General features: G+C 41.6%; 10 protein-coding genes. 5 read left to right on the top strand and 5 right to left on the bottom strand.

All coding sequences use genetic code 11. From position 1 onward, the window contains the following. Positions 1 to 650 precede the first annotated feature (650 nt). The 4 genes from OQ5_RS0110390 (at position 651) to OQ5_RS0110370 (ending at position 4,411) form a co-directional block, all read left to right on the top strand. Positions 651 to 2,096: a sodium:solute symporter gene (locus tag OQ5_RS0110390; RefSeq protein WP_016777438.1), complete on the top strand. Its 1,446-nt coding sequence runs from the start codon at positions 651 to 653 to the stop codon at positions 2,094 to 2,096. A 460-nt stretch (positions 2,097 to 2,556) separates the two neighbouring features. Beyond that, complete coding sequence (locus OQ5_RS0110380; RefSeq protein WP_016777437.1) at positions 2,557 to 3,135, top strand: LemA family protein; 579 nt, start codon at positions 2,557 to 2,559, stop codon at positions 3,133 to 3,135. Positions 3,136 to 3,152: 17 nt separating this feature from the next. After that, positions 3,153 to 3,593, top strand: coding sequence for a TPM domain-containing protein (locus tag OQ5_RS0110375; RefSeq protein WP_016777436.1), 441 nt, complete (start codon positions 3,153 to 3,155; stop codon positions 3,591 to 3,593). An 11-nt stretch (positions 3,594 to 3,604) separates the two neighbouring features. Next, a complete protein-coding gene (locus OQ5_RS0110370) occupies positions 3,605 to 4,411 on the top strand; it encodes a TPM domain-containing protein (protein ID WP_016777435.1) in 807 nt (268 codons plus the stop codon). Between the two features lie 421 nt (positions 4,412 to 4,832). Here OQ5_RS0110370 and OQ5_RS24575 read toward each other — a convergent pair whose 3' ends face one another. The 5 genes from OQ5_RS24575 to OQ5_RS0110350 form a co-directional block, all read right to left on the bottom strand. Then, on the bottom strand, positions 4,833 to 5,192 hold the full coding sequence (locus tag OQ5_RS24575) for a zinc ribbon domain-containing protein (RefSeq protein WP_255297485.1): 360 nt from the start codon (positions 5,190 to 5,192) through the stop codon (positions 4,833 to 4,835). Between the two features lie 131 nt (positions 5,193 to 5,323). Then, on the bottom strand, positions 5,324 to 5,575 hold the full coding sequence (locus OQ5_RS24570) for a hypothetical protein (protein WP_255297484.1): 252 nt from the start codon (positions 5,573 to 5,575) through the stop codon (positions 5,324 to 5,326). 13 nt (positions 5,576 to 5,588) lie between these two features. Further along, the gene (locus tag OQ5_RS0110360) at positions 5,589 to 6,686 is read right to left on the bottom strand and encodes a Nif3-like dinuclear metal center hexameric protein (protein WP_016777434.1); all 1,098 of its coding nucleotides are present in this window, start codon (positions 6,684 to 6,686) and stop codon (positions 5,589 to 5,591) included. A 13-nt stretch (positions 6,687 to 6,699) separates the two neighbouring features. Continuing rightward, on the bottom strand, positions 6,700 to 7,092 hold the full coding sequence (locus OQ5_RS0110355) for a MerR family transcriptional regulator (RefSeq protein WP_016777433.1): 393 nt from the start codon (positions 7,090 to 7,092) through the stop codon (positions 6,700 to 6,702). A 152-nt stretch (positions 7,093 to 7,244) separates the two neighbouring features. Next, a complete protein-coding gene (locus OQ5_RS0110350) occupies positions 7,245 to 8,216 on the bottom strand; it encodes a M23 family metallopeptidase (RefSeq protein WP_016777432.1) in 972 nt (323 codons plus the stop codon). A gap of 296 nt (positions 8,217 to 8,512) precedes the next feature. Between OQ5_RS0110350 and alaS the strand changes: the two genes are divergently transcribed. Then, complete coding sequence (alaS, locus tag OQ5_RS0110345) at positions 8,513 to 11,155, top strand: alanine--tRNA ligase (RefSeq protein ID WP_026055233.1); 2,643 nt, start codon at positions 8,513 to 8,515, stop codon at positions 11,153 to 11,155. The last annotated feature ends 9 nt before the right edge of the window (positions 11,156 to 11,164 follow it).

Below are 11,164 nucleotides of genomic sequence, written 5' to 3'. Positions count from 1 at the left end.
GATGTAAATAATTTATTATTAATTATTTAAGTGTTATTCAGCAGACCCTGATTGGTAATTGGTAATTGAAAAATCTGTGATATCTGTGGTGAATTACTAGTCTCAGCCTTTAACCTCAACTTCAGCCTCAGCCTCAGCCTCAATCTCAATTGTTCATTGAAAAGATTCTTCGTCGTACTTCCTCAGAATGACAAAAGAGGCCTCCTGTCATTCTGAGCGAAGCGAAGAATCTCATCTTCTAACCTCTAACCATCTATCTAATTGATCATTGTTCCTTGAAATAATCTGTGTTCATCTGTGATATCTGTGGTGCACTCTCTACCTCAACCTCAATCTTAGCCTCAACCTTAGTCTCAACCTCAATCTGCTGGTTGCTGGTTAATTGGTTAATTCGTTAATTGATCATTGATAATTGATCATTGGTAATTGATCATTGGTAATTGGTAATTGATAATTGATAAATCTGTGTCGCCCGGCTATGCCGCTTGCTTGCAAGGATCTGTGGTGCACTCTCAACCTCAACCTCAACCTCAGTCTCAACCTCAGTCTCAGTCTCAGTCTCAATCTCCAAAAATTTCTTTTTATAGTAAAGATCAGATAAAATTGTTTTTTTTGTAAAACCTTAGTAGAATCTGATTTTTAGGAATTATATGGATCCTTTGCTAATACTTTCCCTTCTGGGTATCTATTTTGTTATCCTTATTGCCATTTCGGTTGTTACAGGCCGGAAGGCCGATAATGAGAGTTTTTTTCTGGGCAATCGCCGGTCGCCATGGGTGGTTGTTGCCATTGGAATGGTGGGAGCTTCACTATCGGGGGTGACCTTTGTGTCGGTTCCGGGCTATGTTACATCCGTTGGATTTACTTATATGCAAATGGTTGCCGGCTTTTTTGCCGGCTATATCGTCATTTCGTATGTTTTACTGCCATTGTATTACCGCTTGCAACTGACATCGATATACACTTATCTGGGTGATCGTTTTGGAGGTAATTCATACCGGTCGGGTGCAATACTTTTCATGACCAGCAAAATTGCAGGTGCTTCGGCGCGACTCTATTTAATGGCTGTGGTTCTGCAAATTGCCTTGTTTGACGAAATGGGAGTATCGTTTGCTTTAACGGTGGCCGTTATGATTCTTCTGATTTGGTTCTATACTTTCAGAGGAGGCATAAAAACCATAATTTGGACAGATGCGCTGCAAACCATTCTTTTTGTAGTGGCGGTAATCGTCACCATTTATCATATCGGAAACGAAATGGGAGCAGGGCCTTCAACTCTTTTCAGATATATCAGGGAAAGTGAATTTTTTGATGTGTTTGAGTTCGACGACTGGCGATCTCCTCAACATTTTACCAGGCAGTTTTTGTCGGGGGTTTTCATTACAATAGTGATGACAGGTCTTGATCAGGATATGATGCAAAAAAACCTGAGCTGCCGGACTCTAAAAGAAGCTCGTAAGAATATGCTCTCTTATGGGTTCGCATTCATCCCGGTAAATCTTTTGTTCCTTTCGCTGGGGGTTTTGCTGGTTGTTTTTATGCGGTTCAGAGGGATTGAAATGCCTGATCGCGCCGATGATATTTTTCCTCTGGTTGCTACAGGTGGTTATTTGCCGGTAACTGTTGGAGTATTTTTCTTCCTTGGGTTGATGGGGGCGGCAATGTCGAGTGCCGACTCTGCTCTGACATCGCTGACTACCTCATTCACTGTAGATATTCTGGATATTAATAATTTTTCTCCGTCAGCTGCAAAAAACACAAGAATACTTGTACATTTGGTATTTGCAGTCATTGTTGGTGTCGTAATTTTAGTTTTCAGAGCCATCGGGCAAGACAGCATAATTGACGTCATCTATACGCTTGCCGGTTATACTTACGGCCCGCTTTTGGGACTATATGCTTTTGGTTTGTTTACCCTTAGAACTGTACGAGACGGGGTAGTACCCTGGATAGCTGTATTGGCACCTGTTTGTACAGGTATCTTAGATTTTAATTCTTTTGAATGGTTTGGCTTTCATTTGGGGTATGAAAAATTGATGCTTAACGGTGCGATGACATTCATCGGGCTATGGATATTTTCTTCGGGGAATAAATAAGTGTAGTCTTAAAAGCATCTTTGAGCCCGGTCTTAAAAGCATCTTTGTTGCCAAACTCTGTGTTGTTTTAAATTTTTGCATCCTTATTAACAGCAGGTTAATTCCTGTACTAAAATTTAAAACGCCTTGATTTTGACAAAAATATGCTTTTTATACCGCACTCATCTTTGTTGCCAAACCCTTTGTTGTGGTAAACGTATCTATGTTAGAATTATTAAGTTGTTAATTATTAGGTTATTGGAATGTTATTGGTTTTATTACATCATCTAACAATCTAACGATCTATTGGAATGACAGATTGGCATTGAATTGTGAATTGGTTCTGTTTTTGATGGTTAAGGAATGAGCCTGCCGGGAAAGAATTTTTTGAGGCAGACTCCGGAATAACATGTTTTGGTTACGGGCAGGTATCTGGCCGATAATGTCCAATATCTAATATCTAACATCTAACATATATTTTATGAGAAATTTAAAACTATTTTTTCTGGCAATAATTGCAGTTCCTTTACTTACCGGTTGCGGGTATAACCAGATGGTGGAACTGGAAGAGAATATTGATGCTCAGTGGTCGCAGGTAGAAAATGTTTATCAGCGGAGAGCCGATCTTATTCCAAACCTGGTGAACACTGTGAAAGGCTATGCCGAACATGAGCAGGAAACGCTTCAGGCTGTAGTTGAGGCCCGCTCCAAAGCCACAGGAATTAATTTGTCTGCCGATCAGCTAAACGAGCAGACACTTCAGAATTTTCAGAAAGCACAGGAAGGATTGTCATCTGCTCTGTCAAGACTTATGGTGGTGGTTGAACGTTATCCGGATTTGAAGGCCAATCAGAATTTCCGTGACCTTCAGGCCCAGCTCGAAGGAACGGAAAACAGGATTGCTGTTGAACGCAGAAAATTTAATGAGGCTACCAGAGCCTACAACACGTATATCCGGAAATTTCCTCAAAATATAATGGCCGGGATTTTTAACTTCGAGCCACGACCCTATTTCGAGGCAGAAGAAGGTGCAAGCGAGGTTCCTGAAGTACAGTTCTAACAATAAATATCACTATCATGGCCATTAATATGTTTACAGAAGAACAAAAAGCCGGGATTGTTAATGCCATAAAAGAGGCAGAGTTGAACACATCGGGTGAGATTCGCGTGCACATTGAAAAGAATTGCCCGGAGGATGTGTTGGACCGGGCTGCTTTCATTTTCGAAAAGTTGAAAATGCACAAGACTAAACTGCGAAACGGGGTGCTTTTTTATCTTGCTGTTAAAGACCGGAAATTTGCCATCCTTGGCGATGCCGGAATTAATGCCAAAGTTCCTGAAGGGTTTTGGGACAATATAAAGGATACCATGCTCAACCATTTTAAAAACGGAGAGTTTGCCCGCGGCCTTTCGGAAGGTATCAAAATGACCGGTGAGCAATTAAAAGAACATTTTCCGTGGAAAAGCGATGATGTCAATGAATTGTCGGACGAAATCTCTTTTGGGAATAAAATCTAATAATCTAATCTATGATACGTTTATCCGCAATATTCATTTTTCTGGTTTTGGTTGTATCGGGAATGGCAGGACAGGAATTTCCGGAACGCCCTGAACCGCCGCGACTTGTAAACGATCTGGCAGGAGTTCTTGATCCTGCTGTAGAGAGTACTTTTGAACAGGAACTGGTAAGTTTTGCCAGACAGACAAGCACCCAAATTGCCGTGGTGACCATTAGTGATCTGGGGGGTTACGATGCCGCCGGCTATGCTTTTCAGTTGGCCGAACAATGGGGTATTGGTCAAAGTGACAAAGACAACGGTATTCTGATACTGGTACAACCGAAAACGTCTGAACAGCGAGGTCAGGCATTTATAGCCACGGGCTACGGGCTGGAAGGCGTTGTACCGGATGCAGTGGCAAACAGAATAGTAGACCAGGAAATGATTCCCCGGTTTAAGAATAATGATTATGCCGGAGGTATTGCAGCGGGTGTTTCTGTTTTAATGGAACTTACCCGGGGAGAATATACGGCTGATAAATATATGGAAAGAACAGACAGTTCCGGCGGACTCTTCGGGGGATTGGGTATAATTGTTATCTTATTCATCATTTTTTTAACCTCAATTGGGCGACAAAAAGGCCGGCACAGCTCCATCGGGCACGATCTGCCGTTTTGGGTATTGTTGTCTATGCTGGGGTCCGGTCATCGAAGCCATTCGGGAAGCTGGGGTAGTTTTTCTTCCGGGACAGGCTCCTTTGGCGGAGGATCAGGAGGCGGTTTTGGCGGCTTTGGCGGAGGCAGTTTTGGCGGTGGCGGTGCCGGTGGAAGCTGGTAGTGAGAAAACTAAGGAATTGTCGAAAAGTGAGATTAATTAGTGTCTGTCCTTGAAGTACCATTTGTTGTGTTACGCTTGCCGCCAAAATACTTATTTACGAAAAGTAAATTTCGTTTTTGGCGGCTCCGCAAGCCTTGCAACTGGCACTTTCTGAACAGACACATGATAAGTAGGAAACTTTTCCAACTTAATAGTCTTGCACTAATTAGTGCCTTTCTCAATACTAAGTTAAACTTTTACAGATACTTGGTAATTAATTGTTTACATAATTATTGGCATAAACCACAACTCTCCTGAAATAATAACTTTGCGTCATTGCGTCTCTGCGTTTAGGCTTATTTTAACTGACTATTGCTTATTTATTATGCAGCCAATTTTATTCCTATACCTACTGCGCAGTGCTTATGCCATGATATGTTTTTTACAGTTCACTGTCAACAAGAATTCTTCCGCAATATTCGCAAACAATCACTTTTTTGCGTGACTGAATGTCTAACTGACGCTGGGGTGGAATTTTGTTGAAACAACCCCCGCAGGCATCCCGTTCAACCGTAACCACCGCAAGTCCGTTTCGAGCATTTTTCCTGATTCGCTTGAAGGCTGTTAACAATCGATCATCAATATCCTTTTCAATGTCTTTGGCTTTTTTCTTTAGCTTTTCTTCATCTTCTTTTGTGTCGGAGACGATATTGTCGAGTTCCTTTTTCTTGCTTTCAAGGTCCGATTTGCGTTCTTCAAGAAAGGCCTGTGAGTTGGCAACCGCTTCCTGTTTGGCTTTCATCTCGGTCTCGAACTCACTAATGCGTTTTTTGCACAGCTCTTTTTCGAGGTTCTGATATTCAATTTCTTTGTTGAGAGATTCAAATTCTCTGTTATTACGAACACTTGACTGTTGAGATTCATATTTCTTGATCAGAAGATCGGCTTCCTTAATGCCGTTCTTTTTTCCTGAATGGCATTGTTGAGGTTTTTGATCTCTGCATTAAGATTATGAATCCGGGTTTCCAGTCCTTCAACTTCATCTTCCAGATCCTGTACCTCCAGCGGCAGTTCCCCTCGAAGCGTCCGTATTTTATCAATCTCGGTCATTACTTTCTGGAGGTTATACAGGGCGCGCAATTTCTCTTCCACGCTTATCTCTCCGGTATTTGTCTTTGTATCCATTTTTGCCATGCTGCTAAAAATATTTAATGGGATTGGTTGAAACTTTCGTCAAACGGACTGCAAAATTAGGGAATTTTTTTGTAAGTAACTCAAAAAAAACTTCTTTAGTAAACTGTTCGCTTTCATAATGCCCGATATCAGCAATCACAATTTTCCTGTCTGCTTCCTGATACTGATGGTATTTAAAATCGGAACTCACAAAAATATCTGCTCCTTTTCTGATGGCATCTTTTAAAAGAAAACTTCCGGAACCTCCGCAAACGGCTATTCTTTTCACCGGTTTACCGGAAAGTTCTGTATGCCTGATGCATTCGGCGCCGGTACTTATCTTGATTTTCTTTAAGACCTCTTCTTCGGTGCGCGGTTCTTTTAAATCTCCAATGGCACCGAAACCAACCTGTGGCCATTGATTTTCAAGTGGATAAAGATCGTAGGCAACTTCTTCGTATGGGTGACTCTCAAAAAGAGCCTTTAGAACTTTGTTTTTAAGATGTGCCGGTAGAATCGTTTCAATACGTTCTTCCTTTTCATAATGTATAGTGCCTTTGTCGCCGACAAACGGGTTTGTATTTTCTCCGGCCCTGAAAGAACCTCTGCCTTCCAGGTTATAGCTACAACTATCGTAATTTCCGATAACACCTGCTCCTGCATCAAAAATCGATGCGCGTACTTTTTCGGCATAGTCTGCCGGGACGAAGGTAACCAGCTTTATCAGTAATCCCGGGCGGGGAGATAATACTTCAACGTTGGAAAGCCCGATTTTTTTGGCCAGAATTCCGCTTACTCCGTGTTCTACACTGTCGATGCTCGTGTGTGCCGAATAGATGGCAATGTTTTTTCGCACCGCTTCCATAAATATTCGTTCGGGGTGCGTTTTGCCGGTAAAACTTTTAATTCCTTTCAGAGTGACAGGATGGTGGGCAATGATCAGGTTATCGCCATGCGCAACAGCATCTTCTATAACTTCTTCGGTGACATCGAGCGTGATGAGTACACCGTTTATTTCCATCTCCGGGTTACCGGTCTGAAGGCCGGAGTTGTCATAATCTTCCTGAAAAGCCGGGGGAGCAAATTGTTCTATCTCGGAAATGATGTTTTTCAGCAATACCATAAATGTCCGCAGACTAAATGTTTTCTTTGATTTCCACAAGCAATTGTCTGATGTCCTGAAGCCTTTTTACCACTTCAAAGTTATTCTCGGTGCCCTCCTTGTTCTCTTTCAGCTTTTTTTGAGCACCTTTCAGCGTCATTCCCCTCTCTTTTACAAGATGATAGATCAGGTGAAAATTATCAATGTCTTTTTGGGTGAACAAGCGGTTTCCCTTTTTGTTTTTGTGTGGTTTAATAATGTCAAATTCCTTTTCCCAAAAGCGAATAAGCGAAGTGTTGACATCAAAAATTTTTGCCACTTCCCCTATCGAATAATACAACTTTTCTATTTTAGGCTCTTTGTAAGGCATTATCGCTGAATTTAAGGTATACTGAAACGAATGCGGATTACCCGATACGAGTTCCATTCGACCAATAACTTAGACAAATTTTATACTGATGAAAAATAAGAATTGCTGCCTGAAAAATTACGGGCAGCAATTGCAATTATAATTCATTTTTTCGTGGACTGCAAGTATTTATTGATGAACTAATTTAGCCGGGCTAAATTACCAACAGTTTAGTCAAAAGTCTGATTGCTGTTACTGGCAATATGAATCATCTTTTCATATTGCTCCGGTGTCAGATCATGGAAGTAATAATGAGCCGGATTTACCGGTCTGCCTTTCACGCGTACTTCGTAATGGAGATGAGGTGCGGTTGATTTGCCTGTGTTTCCGACATATCCGATAACATCGCCACGCTTAACTTTTTGTCCGCGTTTAACATTAAATTCGTGCATGTGGGCATAAACGGTTGAATAACCAAATCCGTGATCAATCTCTATATGGTTTCCATAACCGCCGTTCGACCGGACAATCCTTTTAACAACACCATCGCCGGTAGCATAAATTTCTGTCCCGGTAGGGGCCGAGAAGTCCATTCCTTCATGAAATTTCTTTACTTTATATATGGGGTCTATTCTCCAGCCGAAACCAGAGGCGGTTCGTCGCAGGTCATTGTTGGAAATGGGTTGAATGGCAGGCGTACAACGTAACATTTCTTCTTTTCTCAGCGTAAGGTCTATGATTTCGTCGAATGATTTGCTCTGAACGTAGAGCTGTTTCATAATAACATCCAGTTTTTCCGAGGTATTGATAACCAGGTCTGCATTATCAAGATTTTCGAGATGTTTATACCTGTTCATACCACCAAATCCTGCACGTCTTACGGAGTTGGGAATAGAGTCGGCCTGGTATATTACCCGGTAAATATTTTCATCACGTTGTTGTATGTCGTCAAGTACAATCTGGATTTGTTGAAGCTTTTTGTCCATTATTTCATATTGCGACTGGAGGCGCGAATTTTCTCTTTCCAGCCTTTTTTCTTGTGGACTGTCGAAAACATAAGAATACCCAAGGAAGTAAAAAACACCGAGTACGGCAGAAGATAAAGAGAAGGTGAAGAATCTTCGAAGCTTGTAGCGGAAGCCTCGTTCTATTGGCTCGTAAGTTAACGTTTCCGGATTGTATTTATACTTTACTTTTGACATACGGTAATGTTTTGTTGTCCAAAAATAGAAAAAAATGTTTTCAATACCTATTTGTTAGATGTTTAATCTATTTTTGTGGCCTGGGATTACATTGGTATTTTGTAATTCCGTTTTTATATGATTTAAATAATTGCTCCTTTTGGGTAATTATATATATTTGTTTTTTAGAAAATTATGGCCCATGATCAAAGAGAAAAAAGTGAAATTTGACAAGTATTTTACGAACAAAAACTAAAAAGGTTTAATTTTTTTGGTAAAAAGTTATTATTTCCGAAGATTTTATCAATTGACAGTTTATGAGAGCAACAGAGGTACGAAGGAGATTTTTTGATTTTTTCAAATCCAAACAACACATAATTGTAGCATCTGCTCCTATGGTGGTGAAGAATGATCCGACTCTTATGTTTACAAATGCGGGGATGAATCAGTTTAAGGACATCTTTCTGGGTAACCGAAAAACTGAGCATCCACGGGTTGCTAATGCGCAAAAATGTTTGCGGGTATCGGGTAAACATAATGATTTGGATGAAGTGGGACATGACACTTACCACCATACTATGTTTGAAATGTTGGGAAACTGGTCTTTTGGCGACTACTTTAAAGAAGAAGCCATTGACTGGGCATGGGAATTTTTGACCAAAGAACTGGGAATTGATAAGGACAGACTGTATGCTACCGTTTTTGAAGGTGATGAAAATGATAATATAAAGCGTGATGAAGAAGCAGCAAAGGCCTGGCGAAAATATTTATCGAAAGAGCATATCATTGACGGAAACAAGAAAGATAATTTCTGGGAGATGGGAGATACAGGCCCATGCGGCCCCTGTTCAGAAATTCACATAGACCTTCGTGACATTCATCAGAGAAAGAGCAAACCGGGTTATGAACTGGTTAATAAAGACCATCCGGAAGTCATTGAGATATGGAACCTTGTATTTATTCAATATAACCGCCGAGCCAATGGGGAATTGGTAGCCCTGCCGCAAAAACATGTGGACACAGGGATGGGTTTCGAACGTTTGTGCCGGGTACTCCAGGGAAAGCGTTCGAACTATGATACCGATATTTTTCAACCGATAATACGGCAGATTGCTGCTTTTACCGGTGTCGAATATGGGGCTTCGGAGGAAACGGATATTGCCATGCGGGTGATTGCCGACCATTTGCGTACCATTGCTTTTTCAATTACCGATGGTCAGTTGCCTTCGAATAATAAAGCCGGCTATGTTATCCGGCGAATTTTAAGACGCGCCGTGAGATATGGATATACTTTTCTGAACGTGCGCCGGCCTTTTATGAGCGGACTTATTCCTGCTTTAATTGAGGTGATGGGGGATGCCTATCCCGAATTAAAAGCCCAACACGAACTCATCGATAAGGTCATTCACGAGGAAGAAGAATCTTTTCTGAAAACCCTTGAAACAGGAATTACGCTTCTCGATAACATTATTGAGCAAACCCTTGGTAATAACTACAAAGTGGTGAGCGGCAAAGTGGCCTTTGAGCTTTATGATACCTATGGTTTCCCTCTTGACCTTACCGAACTGATTCTCTCAGAAAAGGGCCTTGTTGTCAATCGTCAGGAGTTTGACAGGGAAATGGAAGCTCAGAAAGCCCGTGCCCGCAATGCCGCGTCGGTAGAGACGGGCGATTGGGTGGTTTTGAGAGACGACAATGAGGAGGAGTTCGTGGGATACGATTTTCAGGAAACGGAAGTTTATATTACCCGTTATCGAAAAGTAAAAGTAAAGAATAAAGATCAATATCAGCTTGTGTTTAATATTACGCCATTCTATGCTGAAAGTGGCGGACAGGTTGGTGATTCCGGATTTATTCAGAACAGTAATGAAAAAATTGCCATTCTTGACACAAAGAAGGAAAACGATCTCATTATTCATATTAGCAATCAACTACCCTCTGCCATTGAAAATACTTTTCAAGCTGTTGTGAACCTGGACCGAAGGCGTTCAGCAGCCTGCAATCATACTGCCACCCACCTTTTGCACAAGGCTTTAAGGAAAGTTCTTGGCAATCATGTTGAGCAGAAAGGTTCATTGGTACACCCCGATTATCTGAGATTTGATTTTTCTCATTTTCAAAAGGTTTCCCCGGAGGATATCCGTCAAATTGAGAAATTGGTCAATGCCGATATTCGGGCAAATATTAAACGGAAAGAGCACCGTGAAGTTCCCATTGATAAAGCCCGGGAGATGGGTGCCATTGCCCTCTTTGGCGAAAAATACGGTGATGTGGTTCGTACCATTGGCTTTGGTGAATCTGTGGAACTTTGCGGTGGAACCCACGTGGATGCTACCGGCGAAATAGGGTTTTTCAGGATCATTGGCGAATCGTCCGTTTCGGCCGGTATTAGGAGAATTGAAGCGGTATCGGGCATTAAAGCTGAAGAACTTGCCTATGAACACAACGATTTGATTGATGAGATTGCCGCAATGGTAAAGAGTAAAGGACAGCTTCGTAAAAACATCGAAAACCTGATCAGTCAAAATTCCAGTCTGTCAAAGCAGTTGGAAAACATGATGCAAAATCTCCTGAAGATTGAAAAACAGGGGATTATCGATGGTGCCCGTGATTTGAATGGTGTCAAAGTGATCACCGAAGTTGTGAAGCCCGAACTTGGTGGTAATCTAAAAGACCTTGCCTTCCAACTCAGGAATGAAATCGGTGGAGATATGGTTGCTGTTTTGGGTGCAGAAGTAAAGGGAAAACCCCAGCTTGCAATCATTATTTCGGATGAATTGGTTGATGCCGGCAAATTAAATGCCGTAGATTTGGTAAGAAGTATTTCCGGTGAAATAAGCGGGGGAGGAGGCGGGCAGCCATTCTTTGCCAGTGCCGGAGGGAAAAATGTGCAGGGGCTCTCATCTGCTGTTGAAAAGGCAGAACGCCTGATTGAAGAAAAACTCACCAGTAGAGGTTAACTCCCCTGA

The sequence above is a fragment of the Anaerophaga thermohalophila str. Valhall genome (assembly GCF_000250735.1).
GTDB lineage: Bacteria > Bacteroidota > Bacteroidia > Bacteroidales > Marinilabiliaceae > Anaerophaga > Anaerophaga thermohalophila_A.
This window is presented reverse-complemented; position numbering and strand designations above follow the sequence as displayed.

Coding starts and splice junctions, on each gene's coding strand:
- OQ5_RS0110390 (WP_016777438.1), top strand. CDS start 651: ATGGATCCTTTGCTAATACTTTCCCTTCTGGGTATCTATTTTGTTATC.
- OQ5_RS0110380 (WP_016777437.1), top strand. CDS start 2,557: ATGAGAAATTTAAAACTATTTTTTCTGGCAATAATTGCAGTTCCTTTA.
- OQ5_RS0110375 (WP_016777436.1), top strand. CDS start 3,153: ATGGCCATTAATATGTTTACAGAAGAACAAAAAGCCGGGATTGTTAAT.
- OQ5_RS0110370 (WP_016777435.1), top strand. CDS start 3,605: ATGATACGTTTATCCGCAATATTCATTTTTCTGGTTTTGGTTGTATCG.
- OQ5_RS24575 (WP_255297485.1), bottom strand. CDS start 5,192: ATGAAAGCCAAACAGGAAGCGGTTGCCAACTCACAGGCCTTTCTTGAA.
- OQ5_RS24570 (WP_255297484.1), bottom strand. CDS start 5,575: ATGGATACAAAGACAAATACCGGAGAGATAAGCGTGGAAGAGAAATTG.
- OQ5_RS0110360 (WP_016777434.1), bottom strand. CDS start 6,686: ATGGTATTGCTGAAAAACATCATTTCCGAGATAGAACAATTTGCTCCC.
- OQ5_RS0110355 (WP_016777433.1), bottom strand. CDS start 7,092: ATGGAACTCGTATCGGGTAATCCGCATTCGTTTCAGTATACCTTAAAT.
- OQ5_RS0110350 (WP_016777432.1), bottom strand. CDS start 8,216: ATGTCAAAAGTAAAGTATAAATACAATCCGGAAACGTTAACTTACGAG.
- alaS (WP_026055233.1), top strand. CDS start 8,513: ATGAGAGCAACAGAGGTACGAAGGAGATTTTTTGATTTTTTCAAATCC.